The organism is Rhodothermaceae bacterium (assembly GCA_009838195.1).
GTDB lineage: Bacteria > Bacteroidota > Rhodothermia > Rhodothermales > Bin80 > Bin80.
On the sequence record VXSC01000047.1, the window covers coordinates 57,172 to 77,347 of the forward strand.

Annotated in this window: 16 protein-coding genes; 10 read left to right on the forward strand and 6 right to left on the reverse strand. The window is 50.1% G+C overall.

The annotated features are described in order from the left end of the window. Positions 1–46 precede the first annotated feature (46 nt). Complete coding sequence (locus F4Y64_10760) at positions 47–484, reverse strand: hypothetical protein (protein ID MXX98079.1); 438 nt, start codon at positions 482–484, stop codon at positions 47–49. A gap of 121 nt (positions 485–605) precedes the next feature. On the opposite strand from F4Y64_10760, the gene F4Y64_10765 reads away from it, so the two are divergent. Then, complete coding sequence (locus tag F4Y64_10765; GenBank protein ID MXX98080.1) at positions 606–1,220, forward strand: DNA-3-methyladenine glycosylase 2 family protein; 615 nt, start codon at positions 606–608, stop codon at positions 1,218–1,220. Positions 1,221–1,426: 206 nt separating this feature from the next. After that, positions 1,427–1,846 (forward strand): DUF1801 domain-containing protein, encoded by a 420-nt coding sequence (locus F4Y64_10770; protein MXX98081.1) that lies wholly within the window; start codon positions 1,427–1,429, stop codon positions 1,844–1,846. 124 nt (positions 1,847–1,970) lie between these two features. Here the strand turns inward: F4Y64_10770 and F4Y64_10775 are convergent, their stop codons facing one another. Beyond that, positions 1,971–3,074 carry a PA0069 family radical SAM protein gene (locus F4Y64_10775; protein ID MXX98082.1) on the reverse strand — a complete coding sequence of 368 codons (1,104 nt, stop codon included), beginning with the start codon at positions 3,072–3,074 and terminating at the stop codon, positions 1,971–1,973. A 75-nt stretch (positions 3,075–3,149) separates the two neighbouring features. Here F4Y64_10775 and F4Y64_10780 point away from each other — a divergent pair, with 75 nt between their 5' ends. After that, entirely contained in the window at positions 3,150–3,689 is a 540-nt protein-coding gene (locus F4Y64_10780; GenBank protein MXX98083.1) for an SRPBCC family protein, read from the forward strand. Beyond that, positions 3,682–4,962, forward strand: coding sequence for a nickel-dependent lactate racemase (gene larA, locus F4Y64_10785; GenBank protein ID MXX98084.1), 1,281 nt, complete (start codon positions 3,682–3,684; stop codon positions 4,960–4,962). The genes F4Y64_10780 and larA overlap by 8 nt, the downstream gene beginning before the upstream one ends. Here the strand turns inward: larA and F4Y64_10790 are convergent. The 4 genes from F4Y64_10790 to F4Y64_10805 form a co-directional block, all read right to left on the reverse strand. After that, positions 4,959–5,633, reverse strand: a complete 675-nt coding sequence (locus tag F4Y64_10790; GenBank protein ID MXX98085.1) for an SGNH/GDSL hydrolase family protein — start codon at positions 5,631–5,633, stop codon at positions 4,959–4,961. The genes larA and F4Y64_10790 overlap by 4 nt on opposite strands. Before the next feature lie 155 nt (positions 5,634–5,788). Further along, on the reverse strand, positions 5,789–6,877 hold the full coding sequence (locus F4Y64_10795) for a hypothetical protein (protein MXX98086.1): 1,089 nt from the start codon (positions 6,875–6,877) through the stop codon (positions 5,789–5,791). A gap of 113 nt (positions 6,878–6,990) precedes the next feature. Beyond that, entirely contained in the window at positions 6,991–8,079 is a 1,089-nt protein-coding gene (locus tag F4Y64_10800) for a hypothetical protein (protein ID MXX98087.1), read from the reverse strand. 115 nt (positions 8,080–8,194) lie between these two features. After that, complete coding sequence (locus F4Y64_10805; GenBank protein MXX98088.1) at positions 8,195–8,449, reverse strand: hypothetical protein; 255 nt, start codon at positions 8,447–8,449, stop codon at positions 8,195–8,197. Between F4Y64_10805 and F4Y64_10810 the strand changes: the two genes are divergently transcribed. The 6 genes from F4Y64_10810 (at position 8,435) to F4Y64_10835 (ending at position 20,176) form a co-directional block, all read left to right on the forward strand. Then, a complete protein-coding gene (locus F4Y64_10810) occupies positions 8,435–9,232 on the forward strand; it encodes a GLPGLI family protein (GenBank protein MXX98089.1) in 798 nt (265 codons plus the stop codon). The two genes, F4Y64_10805 and F4Y64_10810, sit on opposite strands and share 15 nt — an antisense overlap. Before the next feature lie 9 nt (positions 9,233–9,241). Then, positions 9,242–11,989, forward strand: a complete 2,748-nt coding sequence (locus F4Y64_10815; GenBank protein MXX98090.1) for an outer membrane beta-barrel protein — start codon at positions 9,242–9,244, stop codon at positions 11,987–11,989. Between the two features lie 158 nt (positions 11,990–12,147). Next, positions 12,148–15,384 carry a DUF1553 domain-containing protein gene (locus F4Y64_10820; GenBank protein MXX98091.1) on the forward strand — a complete coding sequence of 1,079 codons (3,237 nt, stop codon included), beginning with the start codon at positions 12,148–12,150 and terminating at the stop codon, positions 15,382–15,384. A gap of 8 nt (positions 15,385–15,392) precedes the next feature. Further along, a complete protein-coding gene (locus tag F4Y64_10825; protein ID MXX98092.1) occupies positions 15,393–16,847 on the forward strand; it encodes a DUF1501 domain-containing protein in 1,455 nt (484 codons plus the stop codon). 62 nt (positions 16,848–16,909) lie between these two features. After that, positions 16,910–17,221, forward strand: coding sequence for a hypothetical protein (locus F4Y64_10830; GenBank protein MXX98093.1), 312 nt, complete (start codon positions 16,910–16,912; stop codon positions 17,219–17,221). A gap of 75 nt (positions 17,222–17,296) precedes the next feature. After that, positions 17,297–20,176 carry a hypothetical protein gene (locus F4Y64_10835; protein MXX98094.1) on the forward strand — a complete coding sequence of 960 codons (2,880 nt, stop codon included), beginning with the start codon at positions 17,297–17,299 and terminating at the stop codon, positions 20,174–20,176.

A 20,176-nucleotide genomic window follows, 5' to 3' on the forward strand; every position in this document is an offset into this window, starting at 1 on the left:
ATTTATGCGATCCAAACCGACGACAGGGTTTGAATCAGGCTTGGAGCTATCCGATGACGGATGTAGTCTGACGACTGTCGTAGTATTCGTTCAAGACAGATGCCAGAACCAGGCGAACTTCATCCGAATCGACCTGTGTTTCATTGTGGGCCAAGAAGTCCTGTACTCTGGTGCCGCCGATGGTGTGAAGCAGTGCTAATGCAAGCATGTGATTTTGATCAGACTCCGACTCCTTGTAAATTTTACGTAACAACGATCCTTGGTCACTCAAGTCGAACTTGTCGCGATAGAGGGTCGCTAATACGATTGCGTTCTTCAGTGTCTGTTCACGCACTGACTGGTACTCTGAGTCCAGGGAGGACTCAATTTGTGCGGCTGCAAGATTCCAGCGAATGTCGTCATTTTCAAGGATGCTTGCAACATCCTGTGCAAAAACGGGTAGGGCGAGAATTGCTGAAAAGCAAAATGCAAATAAGGTTTTCATGGCTTATAGGTTTTGGTGTTGGAGTTGGTGACTCAATCTAGCCGGCCTTTACGGAAGCGCTTCCATAAATGTTACACCAAATAGTTGTGTTTTTTGAAAAATTTTAACAAGATTTTTTAGGATGCCTCCTTACGATATCGATGAAGCGCTGCATGCTCTCAGGGCCTCGGACCCTTGCATGGCCAGCCTGATTGCCCGTGTGGGTGCCTTCGAGCTGTTATTGACCGATGAGTGGAGCCCTTTCCAGGAACTGGTACGCTCTGTGATCTTCCAACAGATTTCGAGGCACGCTGGAAAAGCGATCCAGGGCCGACTGTTCGACCTATTTGGCGGCCCTCCTGAACCTGATGCCCTCCTCGAGACCCCGCTCGGCACGCTCAGGTCGGTGGGACTCTCTCAGGCAAAGGAGAATACAATTCGCAGCCTTGCCACAAGCGCAAAAGATGGTACACTACCGGATCGAACGCGCATCCAGACCTTAAGCGACGAAGAGATCATTGAAGCACTGACAATGCACCGAGGGATCGGAATCTGGACGGTTCAGATGCTTCTCATTTTCAACTTGGGACGTCCAGATGTATGGCCGGTTACCGACCTGGGGATTCGCCGTGGATACAAGATCGCCTATGACCTGGAGGATCTCCCCAAACCCTCAGAGCTTCGTTCGTTAGGAGATGATTGGAGACCATTCCGAAGTGTTGCCAGCTGGTATCTCTGGCGTGCGAACGACCTGTAAGTCAGGTGGGACGTACATGTGAAAGTCGACTCCGGTCCTGCCATGTTTCTGGATCCGCCTCTGAGAAAACTCCCTAAACGGTATCTGAAAGGCAACCTGTTGCACAGGTGTACCTCCGCAATGATACATTCGGGAGGAATCGCAATAACTGGCATTCTATTTGAGAATCAACAGTGTTTATATTTGACTGCGCAGAAAATAAACCAATGTCACAACTCAAAACTCAACCTACCAATGCGAGCGTCCAGGAATTCCTCAATGCACTGGAGCGCCCTGACCAACAAGCAGACAGTGCTGTTCTGCTGCGTATGATGGGAGTAGCCACAGGGGATTCACCAAAGATGTGGGGTCCCAGCATCATTGGCTTTGGCCAGTTTTGTTATCGCTATGCATCGGGTCGGACTGGCGAATGGTTCCAAGTCGGGTTTTCTCCTCGAAAAAGAGCCTTCAGTATATACCTGTCCGGTGGACTGAATCGCCATGAGGCCGCCTTGACGAAGTTGGGCAAATATACCCGGGGCAAGAGTTGCCTCTATATCAAGCGGTTAAGTGATGTGGATTTGAACGTTCTAGATGCCATGATCCAGGACGCCTGTTCATTTACCGAAGGCGATATGCTCACGTGACCAAAACCTGAGGCTTAGCGAGAAAATGCTTGGTAACTTTCGTCGCAAGGATTTTTTTCCGGCGATAAGGCGTACCCTCGATCAATCCGGCAGCACCTCTGGATTCTCTGGCAACGCAATCTGTCTATCCAGACCAAGCTGTACCTAAATCATCCTGATCGAACAGATTGAGTTGATTGCTTGGATTCCGGATAAATAAATCTGTCCGTAATGGCTCTTTTGATTCATTGAACCCGTATCGCCTGCATGTCACCTCAAAGAGATTTTTTAGAAAACTTGCCCACTCCCCTTCCCCGCGCATCCGGTGCCTAAACCGTGGATCGTTGAGCCGCCCCGAACGAAGTTCCTTGATTCGACCGATAATTTTATCCTTGCGCTCCGGCATCACCCGATCCAACCAGTCTTCAAAAAGCGGGGCGACCGGTCCCGGTAATCGAAGTACAGTGTATCCGGCCAGCGTCGCTCCCCGCTTGGCTGCAGCCTCAAGAATCGCCGGAAGTTCCTCATCTGTCAAACCTGGAATCACAGGAGCGACCATTACACCAGTAGGAATCCCCGCTTCAGAGAGTGCCTCAATTGCATCCAATCGACGTGCTGGAATGCTTGTGCGAGGCTCCATAACTCTGGTAATTTTGCTACGCAGCGTTGTAATCGAAATCATTACCCGCACTAAACTCAACCGTGCCATCGGAGCCAGGATATCTATATCACGTGTGACGAGATGGTTTTTTGTAATAATGCCAACCGGATTATGATGATCTGAAAGAGTCTGCAGACAGCTGCGGGTTAACTTAAATCGCCGCTCTGCAGGCTGGTACACATCTGTATTCCCAGAAAGTGCAACAGCGGTTGGTTTCCAGGAACGCTTCCTCAATTCCTTGCTCAAAAGCTCAGGAGCGTTTCGCTTAATTAAAATTTTTGTCTCAAAATCAATCCCTGCACTCCATCCCAGATATTCATGACTCGGGCGCGCATAACAATAGATGCAACCATGTTCGCAACCACGGTATGGATTAAGCCCCCAATTATGCCCAACATCGGGGGAGTCATTGCTCACAAGAATAGATCTCGAAGTATCTTCAAAGAACTGGGTGGAGGATTTCCTCAATTCACTCGGCTCAAGAGCATCCAAGTCCAGCTCTATGCTGACCGGATCAAATCTGGTGGGAGGGTTCGTGGCTGTGGCACGTCCTCTCGGGGCTGGTATGGATGGCTGTTCATTCATCATAGTATCTAAGGTGCTATTTATGGCGTACAATCTTGTTCTGAGTATGATTTTCCCATTAACCACTACTGATAGGCCATGAAGCAATTTCTGTATACGGTGTCTGTGATTCTTGCAGCGGCCTTACTCGCACTCGTAATCACGGGTCTATTCGTTGATGAAGTCCGCTATACGGCAACTGCGCGCGTGAAGGCCCCGGTTGCTGATTCATGGACCACCTTCCTGGATCCGGGCCGACAAAAGCTCTGGCAACGGAATCTGGAACGTGTAGAAGCTATCAGTGGCCAACCATTTGATCTCAGTGCATCTTTCCGTATGGAATTTGTCAACGGCAGCTCTCGCCTCGAAACGGTTACATCTATCATCCCAATGGAAGAATACCGCGCAGAGATTGAAACCGAGCGCTATTCAGGTTACCGTTCTGTTACGTTTCAGACGTTAGGGGAAGGATCCCGCATACAGCAGACCATCGTTATGCATGGATCATCATTTATCAGCAGGGCAATCCTGCCTGTGATTCGTCCACTGATGCAGCGCGATCAAATGGCTGCTTTTGATAATCTGGCGGATCTTATTGAGGCATCGCCCTCAATAGACCCACAGCAGGGATATGAGTAGCGGGGTAAATACCGTGCAGTTGGACTACGGCTCTGAGGGGTTGCCTTTGAACCTTGAAGGGCTCAATACCACCGTACTGCGTCCGCGCTATATCGAAGGCCTGCCAGACGAACATGCAGCATTCATTGAATCGGTTCGGAATCCTTACGGTACGCGGCCCCTTCGCGAACTTATCACCGCCGGTGAATCCCTTGCAGTTGTGATTCCGGACATTACCCGTGCATTACCCAGTGATCGTCTACTTCCATGGCTTTTTGAAGAAATCAGAGGAATCAAACAAGAGGATGTTACCCTTATCGTTGGGACAGGCACACACCGCGGCAATACGGATGAGGAATTACTTCAAATGGTTGGCCCAGAGATCATTGCCAAGTACCGTATTATCAATCATGATTCCCGAAATGCAAGTACCCTGCTCCACGTAGGCCGCAGTCCCTACGGTTACGATGTTTCCTATACGGCAGACTATGTAAAGGCGGACCGTCGAATTCTGATGGGATTCATTGAACCGCATTTTATGGCAGGATTTAGCGGAGGCTACAAGGCAACCTTCCCAGGGATTGCTGATTTGGACGCCATCCAAACCTATCATGGCTTCACAAATATTGCCCATCCAAAAAGTACCTGGGGCATCCTGGAGGGGAATCCAACCCAGAACCATGTTCGTGCAGCCGGAGCATTGCTGCCCGTAGATTTTTTGGTGAATGTGACGCTCAACACGGACCGGAAGATCACAGGATATTTCTGTGGAGAGGTTAACTCTGCGCATGAAGCGGGATGCGTTTTTTCCAGAGAGACCGCAATGGTCCGCGTTAAGGAAGCCTTCCCGATTGTAGTTACAACCAACAGTGGTTTCCCCCTTGACCTAAACCTGTACCAGAGTGTCAAGGGAATGTCAGCCGCCCATCCCATTACAACAAAGGATGGACTGATCATCACCGCATCCCAGTGCAATGACGGGTTCCCTGAGCATGGCGCATTCAAAAGCCAAGTGCTTCGCTGGGCAAGTGTTGAGGAAGGCTGGGCGGCGATCCGAAGCCCTGATTTCAGCGAACCCGACCAGTGGCAGACCCAGAAACTTCTGCAGATCCTGCGAACTTGCCGCGTCAGTCTATTCAGTGAACTGGACCCCGAGCTGGTTCGAAGGGCTCACCTGGCACCTATTGAGGATGTACGCGGAGCGATTGATGCTGAATTGGCACGTCTGAACAGGCCCGATGCACCTATTGCCGTGGTACCGGAAGGACCGCTGACCATTCCGTACGTCGGCTAGAGTCCAAGTACGCTCTGAAGCTCCTGGATCATGAAATTTGCGACAAAGCGATTTCCCGCCGCATTCAGGTGGACACCGTCGGTGGTCAATATCCCGTCATAGACCTTATCCTGATTCTGCTCAACCAGATAGGCTTCGAGAGAAGCACGTAGATCACAGAGATGTACGTTCTTTTCTTGCGCGACACCGCGCGAAAGTTGCGCGTATTCTGCCAGACGTAGATTCACTTCTGCATCGCTTTCCGTATCCTCTCCAATCACACTGGGGGTACACAAAAGCACAGCCGCCCCGCTCTCTTCAACGCGATCAATCAACTCTCCGAGACCTTCCTCAAAAGTCTCGGGATCCGTCCCGGTGACATGATCAAATTCGAAATGATGCCAGACATCATTGATTCCGATGTAGACCACTACGTGCGTTGGTTCATGTGCCAGAACATCCTCATCCAGCCGTGCCAGCAGGTCGGGTACCTTATTGCCGCTGATCCCGGCACCCAATACTTCGATCTCCGCATCAAGCGTCTGCAATGAATCTGCAACCAGCGTAACATAACCGCCTGGGTTTACACCTGCCTCCGTAATGGAATCGCCCAGAAAAACGATACGTGACTGCGCTAAGCCAGACTGAATAGTCATCAGAGAAAGAAACAGTGCCAAAGATATACTACGCATGGTGAGAGGGTTCAATTGCTATTCGTGTGACGGAATCTACAAACCAGATCTATATTTTTCCCGATTACTACCGGTGTGTTTGCCGTTGGAGTGGCAATTTCGAAGAGCCCAGTGCCGGGAATCATATACTTAACCACACGAAAATATGCCCATTATCAATCTGTTGGTGGGATAAACCGGTAGCGGATGATCGGAGGATTCACGGCTTCTCCAGTAAGTTCATCTTCCGGATCACCCGCCATATACAATCTCCCGTTCCCGACGGCCTTTGGTCCTTCCGAAAGTCGTGTGCTTACAGCTGGAAAACGATCCCTGTGACTGGCAATGACCACTCCTACACCTGGATCAAATTCGTTGACACCGTAGACAATCATGCGTGTCTCGTTATCAAGCACAAACATTCCCTCCACGCTTGTTGCCTCGGCCTCAGCTTTATCAATCTTTTCAGTAATCTCCAGAAAATTGGATTGATTTATCATTCCAAAATCTGGAAAATCCTGAGTTCGCTCCACGAAAAAGTCCGGCATGAATCGGATCAGTCCTGCACGGGATAGTCGGGGAGTGGCATCAAAGTTTTCTGAATATACCCACCAAACGTCGTCGTCAAAACATCCCATGACGGATGTCACGCCCGTTGTTAGCATAATGGCTGCTCGTCTTCGGAACTTGGGTGCGGGGAGTGGAAACCAATCAATAAGTACAAAATCCGAACTATAGGCTCGGATGAAGGTGCTGTCCCGGATATCACGCGGCATGGCAAATATGGTATCCGAGTGTAAGCATAGTCCCCACGTATTTAGTGCCAGATCCATATCGGTGATGGTCTGGACGCACTCCCCATTTTGACCTAAAACGATCACCCCCTTGTTAATCAAAACGGCAACATAAGAATCGTTCAAGAATGAAGCTTGTACGCCGAAATTGAAGTTTGCTTCGGGATTGCAGTCGGTGATTACTGTCGTCCAAACCAATTTTCCGTCTGGTGAAAACACGTAGACTCCCTCGCTTTGGGGATCTAGCACCAAGAGCTCCCCGGCAGAATTTACATCCAGCATCCACCTGTTACCAAACAGCACCGAATGGTTGAATCGGATCGTATCCTCCAACACAAAAAGGTCTCCAAAGTCCGCGTGAGTAGGGACTAAAACCTGGTCAACCGTAGACCTTGAATTGCAACCGGCGATCAAGCAAATCAACAGCCCAGATAGACAGAGATGCGTCAATGCGGAGATGGAGAAATTCATTGAAAGAAAGCCGCTTATAGTTGTTGTCCCACACTCCTGAATGCTATACCGAGATTGAGTATGTCATAACCGATACAATGGTCGCGTCCAAATACACGAAAATAGGCCGATTATCAATCTGTCGGTGGGACAAACCGGTAGCGGATAATCGGGGGATTCGTGGCTTCTCCGGTAAGGTCATCGTCTGGATCACCCGCCATAAACAATCTCCCGTTCCCGACGGCCTTTGGTCCTTCCGAAAGCCATGTACTGACGGCTGGGAAACGATCCCTGTGACTAGCAATGACCGCTCCCGTACCTAAATCAGATTCGGTACCGCCATAGACAATCATACGTGTCTCATTATCGAGCGCGTATATGCCCTGAACGGACGATGCTTGAGCTTCTGCTTCACTAATCATCTCGGTAATTCTCCGAAAATTAGACTGATCCACTAGCTCAAATTCTGGAAAATCCTGGGTCCGCTCTACGAAAAAATCTGGCATATATCGGGGAAGCTTTGCTGGGGACAGCCGAGGACTTGCATCAAAACTTTCTGAATAGACCCACCAAACATCGTCGTCAAAGCATGCCATAGCGGCTCCTTGAAGTGTTCGCATAGTGGATGCCCGCCGTGGGAACTCTGGAAGGGGAAGCGAAAAATGATCCTCCATAAGGGCTAAATCTGGATTGTAGGATCGAATAGCCGTGCTGTCCCAGACGTCACCAGGCATAGCAAATATCGTGTCCCGATGTGAGCAGATCCCCTGTGTATTTGTCGCAAAATCCCTGTCGGTAATGGCTCGAACACACTCTCCATCACGGCTAAAAACGATCACTCCCTTGTTATTGAAAACAGCAATATGCGAATCATCCAGGAATGAAGCGTGTGCAAAGAAATTGAACCCTGCCTCCGGATTACAGTCGGTGATTGCCATCCTCTGTATGAATACGCCGGACGGGGAAAACAGATAGACACCCTCACTCTGAGGATCCAGCACCAGAAGCTCCCCCGCAGAATTCACATCCATTGTCCACCGGTTACCAAACAGCACCGAATAATTGAATCGGATCGTATCCTCCAACACAAAAAGGTCTCCAAAGTCCGTGTGAGTAGGGACCAATATCTGGTCAACCGAAGACCTTGAATTGCAACTGGCGATCAAGCAAATCAACAGCCCAGATATACAGAGGTGTGGTAATGCAGAGGTGAAAAATTTCATTGGAAGTAAGCTACTTTTAGTTTGGTTATTGTCTTTGACAGATCATAACCTTGAATGCTGTACTGAGGTTGAGTTTGTCATAACCGGTACAACGGTCGCGTCCAAATATACAATCCTATCGCATGACAAATTCCTCAGGAAGAGCCATGACCTGCAGGGAGTACTCTTGCTTGCGCGGTTCCATGTCCATACCTGGAACCACGTCGCTTCCCAGTACGTTAGTCAGAGCGTGTCCTGAATCCGTGGGACCTCTGGTGCCCTCCAACAATACTTTACGCACATCCATCGTTCTTTGCCTAGCCTGACCGTTAGAGCGAGAAGGATCCATCATCCCTGCAATAAAATCATCTGTGTAATGCAAGTAGTTCATCCGTCCCTTTTTCGAAAAAGTATTTCCCTGTGGTCTTTAACGGCTCTGACAATATTTTTGGTACACTTCTGTGCAGCACAGTCAGGCACAGTGACGTACACGCGCACGATCAAGTTAGATATTGAACTTCCTCCCGAAATGGCACGATTTCAGGACATGATTCCAAAAGCGGATTCTTCGCTGTACTCCATGGATTTCAATAACGCATTCATGGCCAGTATTCGCCGCGTTGAGGCAGACGATAAAGCCAATGGTACTGATTTTGGCAGCTCCACTGCCGATGGGGTGACGATCAGAATGCGTTTTTCTGGATTGGATGGCAATAGTAGTATTCCAAACCTCATCAATTCAGTGACTGATATCGACGAAGGTCTGTACACGGATCATTACCGTTTTCTCGGTCGTGACTTTTTGATCACGGGCGAACTGCCCCTAATAAAATGGAAACTGTCCACCGAAGAGGGGTCCTTCCTCGATCGTCGTGTGATCAAAGCTACAGCTACTGTGGATTCTGTGTCAGTAGACGCGTGGTTCACGCCTGAAATTCCAGTACCACTCGGCCCAGAGCACTACGGAGGACTCCCCGGCCTCATTCTCGTGCTGTCTATTGATGATGGCCGAAAGATGTACGAAGCCAACTCAATTACCATGGACACAGAAGTCGAAATCACAACCCCCGAAAAGGGGCGAAAGATGACTCAAGAAGAGTTTGATGCCCTCGTGAAAGAACGAATGGAAGAAGGTGTCTCTGGAGCAGCGAGGAGTATAATTATCAGACAATAGTACCGATACATGAACCTTCGACACCTTGTAGGAATCGCGTTACTACTTTTGGTGACAGTCCCTTCGGCTGCTCAAACCGAACGGTTTGATGTGAATGGAATCGTAGTTGACCACGAGGATCTACCCTTACCTCAGGCCACGGTAGTGCTCCTGACCCAGGCCGATTCGGTAATGGCAAAATTCACCACCACGGCCGCAGATGGGCGCTTCACGCTGAGACGTGTTGTTGCGGATACATATATCCTGCAAATCACATACGTTGGTTTTGCGACCCTGCGTCAAAATATTGAGATTCTTAATGAAGATGTAAATGTTGGCAAACTGACAATGTCTGAACTCTCAGAAGAGCTGGGGGAAGTCATTGTTAGCGCTGATCACGTCCCATTCGTCGTAAAGCGTGATACTTTGGAATACAACGCCAATGCATTTGCGGTACGTCCGAATGACGTGGTAGAAGATTTACTCAAGAGACTACCAGGCATAGAAGTAGAGAATGATGGTACCGTTAAGGCGCTGGGCGAAACCGTCGAGAACATCCTGGTTGACGGAAAAGAGTTTTTCGCCGACACCCCTACTGCCGTCACGAAAAACTTACCTGCAGAAGCAGTGGATAAGGTCCAGGTTTACGACAAGGATAGTGACGAAGCAGAGTTCACTGGCATCCCTGACGGTGAGGAAGAAAGAACGCTTGATCTTTTACTCAAGGAGGACGCCAAGCAGGGCCTCATGGGGAACTTATCTGGAGCTATTGGGGGCGAACAGAGCCCAGGTGGACGCTACGACACACGCCTGAATCTGATGCGCTTCTCACCGAATACACAGCTTTCTCTCATCGGCAACGCAAATAACACCGGCCAATCAGGCTTCGGCATTACCGACCTGTTAGGTTTGATGGCGGCTGGCGGCCTTCAAGATGTTTCACTACTCCGCAATGCAGTTTCTCCTACAAATTCTGGTGGATTTGTGGAATCAATCGCGGTTGGATTCAATGCCGGGCACGACTTTTCCAAAAACAATTATTTACGCGGCAGCTACTTTGTTGACAAGTTGCAGCGGGTGCAAAACAGTACGAACCAGCGGCATGAACTTGCGGACGCAAACATCGCCGCCTACGGCGAAGGATCATCCGTCGCAGACTCAGATAATCTCGGGCACAGAGTGAACCTAAATGCACAGGTACAGCTATCGCCAGGGCACCAAATTCGCTCCCGAGCTACGATGCAGTGGAATTCTTCCAATACTGAGCAAACGGGGACTCAACAGACTTTTGGACAACGACAATTTCTACTCAATGAGGCTCACAGGGCCGTTGATCAACACGCTACCAACCTCAGCGGAAACGGAACGCTAACCTGGAGAAAGAAAATCTCTGAACGTGGGACCAGCCTAGTCACAACAGCTCAATTCAGCCTGTCAGATAATGATCAGATCACTGCGCTATCCACTCGCACTGGCCTAGCCGGATCGGGTAATCTCATGACCTGGCAAGAGGTTCAACAAGACCAAGACCTATTCGGAAAGAGCGAAGCGGCAGATCTTAAACTGTCCTTAACTCACCCGCTGAAAAGCGGCTTTTCCCTTCTGGCGTTCGGTGAACGGGACTTCTCCCGACGTGAAAATGATAAACGCTTTTATAACACAAGTAATGATGACCGTCTGCTGAACTCTCGACTCAGTAACGCCTTCGAACAAACGTATACCTACTACAGAGCGGGTCTCCAACTAAATCGAAAGGGAACCCTTGGATTTCTTACCCTGGAAGTTCGGTTACAGCAATCTCAACTTGACGGTACAACGGAAACCGGTATGCCCCCTGTACGGGCCAGCTATACACACCTTTTGCCGCAGCTACGATACGAAAGAGCATTGAAGGAAAACCAAGATATTGAATTCAGCTACCGGGCTATGACTCGTGAGCCGTCCCTGCGAGAACTGCAGCCGTTTACAGACAATAGCGACCCGCTTCGGATATATGTCGGGAATCCCAACCTTGAGCCTGAGTCCAGACATATGTTTTCTGGACGCTTTAATTCATTCGACCCCTGGACACAACTCAATATATTTGCAAACATCAGTACAACCTATGCACGAAATCAAATTGTACCAACGCGAATTATTGATGAATCGCTACGCCAGAGCGTCACCGCGATCAACTCTGACGCAGGCTGGACTACCTCGGCATTTACGAATGTGGGCATGCCGATCCGACCGCTCAATATCGTGGTGAGATGGAGCAACAACCTAACCATCACCACCGGTTCTGAGTTCATCAACTCAAATGAAAACGCCTCCCGAATCCTTCGTAACCGTTTGGGGTTTTCTGTCTCGAACCGAAACCAGGACATCGTTGGACTGGAGGCTCGTATCTCCGGTACCTATAATGATCTCGATTATTCACTCAATACAGACTTGAACCAGCGCTACATTAACGCATCGTATTCTTTCGATATACAATGGCACCCGGCATTCAATTGGACAATCGGTACCGAATTTCGGTATCAGACATACGACCGGGATGTGTTTGGAGATGTCCAGAACAAGGCGCTGATTGACCTTACCTTTGAGCGTCTGTTCATGGATGAGCGTGCCTCTGTCGCAATTGAGATCAAGGACCTGCTCAACCAGAACTTGTCTGTAGCCTTCAATAATTCTGCGAGCTTCATCTCTGAGCAGCGTACGGAAACACTTGGCCGCTATGTCATGCTGCGATTATCCTACCGTTTGAGTGCACTTGGAGGGGGGCTATTCGGGATTTAGCCCGAGCGTAGGACATCACACAGAGCGTCCTCCAGACCGATGGATGCTTATGTCCTGCCAGCCGAAGCGAGCCCGTGTTGAATCACTCTCCTTGTTAACTTCCTTATATTGTTATTGAGAAGACATCGTTCTTGCTAAATCACGATTTCTCCACAATCATGCGATCGGGCTTTGACTCTATCAACCTTTTCTTTGTGCAGCCAAGTGGTAAATCTCTGATCCGCTTAGCGCCACTCTGCATCCTGCTGCTCGTTGGAGCCTGCTCAACGAACCTCGAATCAGATCCCGATATACGTGCCCGTCTCCCGGAGCGTGTTGATTATAATTTCCATATTCAACCACTATTGTCAGATCGGTGCTACGCCTGTCATGGTCCCGATGACAATGCACGTGAAGCGGACCTGCACCTGTATACAGAAGAAGGAGCCCTTGCAGCGAAGCTGCAATCTGGTGGATATGCGATTGTGCCGAAGAGGCCTGGCCGCAGTGAACTGATGCGCCGGATTACATCCAGCGACCCGGAAACCGTCATGCCGCCGCCTGAATCCAATCTGACGCTGTCTGATTACGAAATCGCTCTGATCAATCGCTGGATCGAGCAAGGGGCTGAATGGAAACCTCACTGGGCGTTTATCCCACCTACCCTGCCCCCGATCCCTTCCGTGCAAGATGATATGTGGCCGGAAAACGACATTGATCGCTTTGTACTGGCACGCATTGAACGGGAGGGACTGATTCCTTCTGAAGAATCAGATCAAGAACGTCTCCTACGACGTGTCACACTTGATCTGACTGGACTACCCCCGACGCTTGAGGAGATCGATGACTTCTTGAATGATAACACACCGGGTAGCTATGAGCGGGTTGTTGACCGTCTGCTGGACTCCGAGGCATATGGGGAACGAATGGCAACCGAGTGGATGGATCTTTCCCGCTATGCAGATAGCCACGGCTATCATGCGGACGGGATCCGAACGATGTGGCCCTGGAGAGATTGGGTCATCAAGGCTTTCAACGAAAATATGCCTTACGACGAGTTCGTAACGTGGCAACTTGCTGGTGATCTGCTGCCGAATGCAACTCGTGAACAGATTCTGGCCACTGGATTCCACCGTAACCACCCAATGACGGCCGAAGGCGGTGTAATTGATGAAGAGTACCGGCTTGAGTACGTCGCTGAACGCACAAATACAACGGCTCAGGCATTTTTAGGCCTCACGATGGAGTGTGCCCGCTGCCATGATCACAAATTTGATCCTGTTTCCCAAGCGGAATACTTTCAACTTTCTGCATTCTTCAACAATGTAAATGAACTGGGAATGACGGGGGATGATGGGAATGCTGGCCCATTGCTGATGATGCCCACACCCGAAGAGGAAACAGTGCTCGAGCAAAAACGTGATCGGATTGAACACTTGGAAACCGCACTGAATGCACGAGCCGAGGAAATCAAACAGAAAGGGCTGCATGCAGATGTGCCGATGCCAGGGAATGTCCCCGATTCCGAATTGGTCAGTTACTTCCCATTTGATCAGACCTCAGGTGAAGTAACCCCAAACATGGCACCAGGGGGCAAGGAAGGCAAAACCGGTGGTGGCACCCTGACTTCCGTCGAAGGGCAGTTAGGGAAAGCCGCAAATTTTGACAGCGACTATGATTTTCTTCAGGTCGACGAGGCAGGGAATTTTGAGCGCATTGACCCGTTTTCCGTTGCGGTATGGATCCGGCCAGATACCTCAGGAGCCTATACAAGAATTGTCGGCAATGCCTTCCACAAGAATACATACTGGCGGGGATGGGAAGTTTACCTGGATAGCCTGAATCACCTGTCCGTCCGACTGATTCACGCACTCCCACATAATTACCTGCATGTCCGCTCCAATGAACCTGTCGCAGTCGACGACTGGACACATACGGCATTCACGTATGACGGATCAAGCCGGGCAGACGGCGTTCAGCTTTATTTGCAGGGCCAGCGTGTTCCAGCCAGGATTGAGTATGACAATCTCTACAAGAGTATCCTGCCTGTAGATGGACTCTATAAACCTACCAGCCGCCCGATGCGTATCGGGCGGAGTTACCGCGCGTTCGGGGGTGATGACGGCATCTTCATGGGGGATATGGATGAACTAAAAATCTATGCCCGGCAACTTACCGCATCGGACATTGCAATACTGGCTAATACGTCTGTACAAGGCGATGAACTGGCCGTATTTCTGAATTACTACGATCAGCACTATAGAGAACTGCTCAGGGAACTCAAGGAAGCTCGCGCAGAAGAGGAAGCGGCAGTCAGTGAAGTAATGGAGGTCATGGTGATGGAAGAGATGGACGAACCAAGACCCACCCATGTCCTCGAGCGTGGCCTCTATGACCAGCCTCGTGAGCAGGTTTCCCCGGGAACCCCTTTGGTCCTTGGCAGCCTATCGGACGATGTCCCTCCTACCCGCCTTGGGTTAGCACAGTGGCTCTTCAGCCCAGAGCAACCGCTGACTGCACGTGTCACCGTGAACCGCTACTGGATGATGTTCTTTGAACAGGGGCTGGTATCAACGCCAGAAGACTTTGGGAACCAGGGGGCTCTGCCCTCTCATCCGGCATTACTGGATTACCTGGCCGTCTCTTTTGTAAACTCTGGCTATGACCTCAAGGCACTCGTCAAGTCTATTGTGATGAGTGCGACCTATCGCCAGTCCAGCCTTGCGCCTACAGAATTACAGGAACTAGATCCTACGAATCTACTTCTTGCGAGAGGGCCACGCCATCGCCTGAGTGCAGAGATGGTCCGGGATAATGCCTTGGCAGCGAGTGGTCTATTGGTCAACCAGGTCGGCGGTCCCAGTGTGAAGCCCTACCAGCCTCCAGGATTATGGATTGAGAAGGGGAATTTTTCGCAATTTCTGCTGCACTATAAGCAAGATGAGGGCGAAGCGCTTTACCGCCGCAGTCTGTACACTTTTATCCGGCGAACTTCTCCTCCGCCGACCATGCTGGTTTTTGATGCTCCAGACCGTTCTACCTGTTTTGTACGGCGCCAGAACACCAATACCCCACTCCAGGCATTGGTCCTCATGAATGACCCGCAATTTGTCGAGGCATCACGCGCATTGGCCGAGCGTGTCCAGCGAGAGATTCCCGGAGATATAGCCCTCCAAATTGAACACGGCTTCCGGCTTGCTACCGGGCGTCATCCCAGTGAAAAGGAAGTTGAGCTCATGACGGATCTGCATGCTCAGGAAAAAGTGCGCTTTGCCGAAAACCCTGCCGATATTGACTCACTTTTTGCCGTTGGGGAAATGATTGCCGATGCGTCCCTTGATCGTGCCAATACCGCTGCACTGACAATGGTTGCACAACTTATCTTGAACCACGACGAAGCCTACACCAAGCGTTGATAGTCACCATGCATGAATGTCATAATTACGATCAGCAATATACCCGCCGGGATTTCCTGACGCGCACGACGCTCGGACTTGGTGCGGCAACGTTGGCCTCACTCCTCAACCCGGTATCTGCCACCGGTGCGCAGATCAGTGGCGATCCGGTGCCGGGAATCCTCGGAACAACACACTTTCCTGCGAAGGTCAAGCGTGTGATTTATCTGCTGCAGAGTGGTGCACCATCACAGTTGGATCTCTTTGACTACAAGCCTTCTCTGGAGTCTTACCATGGTGAGGAACTACCACCGTCTGTCCGTGGCATGCAACGACTGACCGGTATGACTGCTGGTCAGAAAAGCTTCCCGATGGTGCAGTCTCCCTTTTCTTTTGCGCAGCATGGAGATAGCGGTGCATGGGTTAGCAACCTGATGCCCTATACCTCCCAGGTTGTAGATGAACTCTGCTTCGTTCACTCCATGTACACCGATGCCATCAATCATGACCCTGCGATCACGTTCCTGCAAAGTGGCTCCCAGCAGCCCGGCCGTCCTTCCATGGGTTCATGGCTGAGTTACGGTCTAGGAAGTGAGAATGCCAATTTACCCTCGTTCGTGGTGCTGGTCACCAAGGATAAGTTGGGGCAGCCGCTGTATTCCAGACTATGGGGGAACGGTTTTTTGGCATCACAACATCAGGGCGTCCAGTTTCGTGCGGGCAAAGATCCTGTGCTTTATTTGAGCAACCCTCCGGGGATCACTCAGGGCGATCGCGAGCGGCATATGCGTGCACTTCGTGAGCTCCAAGAATTACAACTGGAGCAACTCCAGGACCCGGAGATCGAAACCAAGATTGCGCAGTACGAAATGGCCTTCCGTATGCAGACTTCTGTGCCGGAAGTCACTGCTATTGAGGACGAACCCGATTCCACTTTTGCCCTCTATGGAGACGACGCCCGGGAAGCCGGCACATTTGCAGCCAACTGCCTGTTGGCACGACGGCTTGCCGAACGCGGCGTACGCTTCATTCAACTCTACCACCAAGGCTGGGACCACCATGGCGGACTCTACGGTGCGATCCAGACTCAGGCCAAAGAAACGGATCAGGCCTCGGCAGCGCTAGTCTTGGATCTCAAGCAGCGTGGATTACTGGACGATACTCTCGTCATTTGGGGCGGCGAGTTTGGGAGAACCAATTACTCACAGGGGCGCCTGACCCGGGAGGGATTTGGGCGGGATCACCATCCACGCTGTTTTACGTTGTGGATGACCGGTGGTGGAATCAAGAAAGGGTTCTCCTACGGTGCGACTGATGAGCTCGGATACAACATTGCGCGGAATCCTGTGCATGTACATGATTTTCAGGCGACTATTCTGCATCTCCTCGGTGTTGATCATGAGCGTCTCACCTTCCGGCATCAAGGGCGACGATACCGCTTGACTGATGTTTTCGGGAACGTAGTCCATGACCTTCTGACTTGACCCACCCAATAGCACGATCCCCAAGAATTAGAGAAATAGACTAATCTATAGTAGTAACGAGCATGGGTGATTTTCCATCTATCCGTGAGTTAGAAAAAGCCTTGGTGGAGCAGATTTCGGATTCGCATGGCTCACCCTTTATTGCTCACTGTGATGTAGCTACCGAACGGGAAGAGGCTGCTTTAATGGAGGTCGTTAACCATATCAACGGAAGCATACCCGAGTTTCTGCAGCTTATGCCGCTCTTCCCGTGTGTCTGTGTGAGATTTGTGGCAACAGCACTTTCAGAATCCTATGGGGCTGAAGGAAGAGAAGTTTACGGCTTGATTGCCGACCGCTTAGGCCTTGGTGATACCATTCCAGCCAAATACTGATCAAAGTTTTTCTACCTTTTCAGATATAGTTGCGAACGAGTTGGTTTAGCTCTCCCATCGGAGAACACCACAGGGATGGTTTCTTCCTACTTGTTTCAGGCGGGCATATCCCGCCACCGACTTCCCTTACTCGCAGACACCTTCCTGAAGGCAGAGCGTCTTTTGGGATGGCCAAACAGTGACAACACTAGAGATTTAGATGACTGGGAGGACAAAGCAATAGATCTTGCCCCTCATGGTCACATTGTACTTCGACGTATTGTAAAAGAGGATCCGACGGCTTACCACGCCATCGTATTTGCCCACCTTCGAAGATCCAGTGGCTTACCTAGATCACGGTTTGAGCGTGAATTCCTGAAAGCGATTGAACCTCGGGCGAAATCAGTGCGACATAGCAGAAAGGCTATGCATTTTATCCCTGATTTGGAATTTGGGAACGGCGAGCTGTGTATTACAATCCCGCAGAGAGCGCACAGAGTAGAAGTAAAAATCAATGGACATATCCATCCACTCAGTCCAGGTAGGCAACTAGGATTGCCCCTACCGTGGCCAACTCGCATTGAATGGCGACGTCATGGTAGCGATAGATACCGTTGGGAAACGATCCATATTCTGGATGACCAGCAAAAAATATTTGTTTTCGACGGTGAGACGGGGGGCTATAAGAAATACATAGACCCCACCACATCGTCAAGTAGACAGAGCGTTCGGGCTGGTCCACTCTGCCTTATATCCAGGACAACGTTTGAAGTCAACGAGGAATGTTCGCACTGCTTGGGTGATGAAGCGTTCGTTCTCTTCTGTAACGTCTCCACAGAGATGATCATTCAGCGATGTAACCTGCAGTTCAATGTTGCGGTGGAAGACCGCTTGCGCCTAGAGGTATTTGGAGAGGCGATAGTCCGTGACCGAAAAGGCTGGTTGCTTGCAGGGCCAATCTCAGTCCAAGTCCACGGTCGAAACACAGAAACTTCAGAGTCGCTTGAGGTAAGGCTGCGACATCCCGCGATAAGAGGCGAACATAAGTATCCAGTGTACAGCAGATCAAACAGCGAACAGATTGCTAAGCTTGAGATGCCCAAAGACGGGGACTTTGGGTTAGCATGTGTATCTCTTCATATCCGAGGACAGGACCGGACATTATATCGAACATATTTTTGGTACTGGCCTAGTCTCAAAGGACTCCTTCACGAACGCTTATTCAATGCGTCATTAATCCCAGATAATCTCGCAGAAAAGAAACTGTTACATATCCGTCCAAACAGTCGCGGGCAACTTGAAATTATTGAGGGAGGATCCTATCTACGAGCCCGACTGTGTTTTTGGGTAGAACGCAAACTGGTCAGTTTCACTCTGCCTCCACCAGGAGCATCTATATCGGTACGAAGGCCTGACGGAAGTGAGCAAGCATTGAGAGTGGGGGCATCACTTCTCGTACAAGATGACTATGCATCCAACCTGATTGTGCGGTATTCTGATCCGATGGCAAAAATCGACTCAAAAGGAGAGATTATTCCCACGGCATTTGGTAAGGTCGGGATGTGGCGCACATCGTTTGCGGCCCTCAAACAAGAAGGTGAGCATAACAGAGTTCGTTTACTTCCCAGTTGCGAATCGAAACCTTCTCTGGATCTTGTCCGCATTGTTCTAGAGACACATCCCAGTTCCTTTAGGGCTCATCAGTATAAAGATGTTTGGTTCGCCGAAGCGGAATTTGAAAGTCCAATTGATGCCGTACGGATTAAGGCAAAAAACTTGATTACTGGCGAAAAGGTTGACGCGAATGTTTCGGTGAGATCTCAATCGGATCTCTCGGATGAGTCAACTCTAATTTCTGTGATACCAACAATTTCCCCTAACCGTCTGAGAATAGAAATACCCCAGAACAACTACATGGATGGTATCTGGTTTGTACGCCTACATGTTCTAGAACACGGTGGCAAAGGCTGGCTCCCTGTTATCAATTCTTCTGGAGAATCTTATGCAACCTGCATCGCGCCAACCGATTTTGCTCAAAAATTGGTCTCGGAAGATCCTTCTGTTTGGTGTTCTGAAATCCAGCATACTCAAGCTTTTCTTAGACTGAGTAAAGCCATTGAAACACCGATTGCTAAGCCGTGTCGACCGAACGTGAGCCATCTTGCTCTGAATGCCTGGAGGCAGCTGGGGAAATTGCTTGCCACACGGTCTCAAGCCGATCAGACCAGCCTTCTCAACGCCTGTGCACTTCCCCCATCAACTCATGCCCCCGAAACTTGGATCCCCACTTATCATCCCGTAGAAATTGCCCCCAATCTATTCGCAATCCCGTCCGAGGAACTCGCGATATTAGCCTCAAGTGAACAGCCAGAATACAAAGAGTTTGAGTTGGTCGGCCTCGCAGGGATTACCGAGTCCTTACAAGATGCGGTAGACGTCTTGGATGTCAGTATTACGTTCTTGACCAGCTTCACGAATGCATATGCCTTACAAGGAAACCCTGCTGCATCTCCAGGTGGTTTCAACTTCGCTCTATACTGTGAATGGGCACGGGAAATGGAACAGATCGCTGACGATGACAAGCCGCTGTCAATCTGGCACCATGATCGGGCCTGTTATAGAATGGCAGATCGGATTGAAGCCGCCCAGAAAAACCCTTTCTCTTCGCTCCGATTGAGTAAAGCAGCCAAGATTGTTCGCAGCACCCCGGGTTTCAATTACGAAAGTTTGAACATCCCTGATGATTTGGGAGAAAAGTTTTCATTGGTTAAGGAGACCCCACGACTGATGGCGACTCTTACAGAAGCTTGGCGCAAAGGAAATGCTGAGAAATATTGGAATGACTTAGCTTCCAAAGCGAACATGCCTGTGGAGAAGACTCGAAAGCGTGTGGGGACAATTCTTCGACTAGCCCCTGAGCTCTTGGCTTTCTATCTCCTTCTTTGGGTGCTTGTGGAAAAGCACGAAAGAGCATAG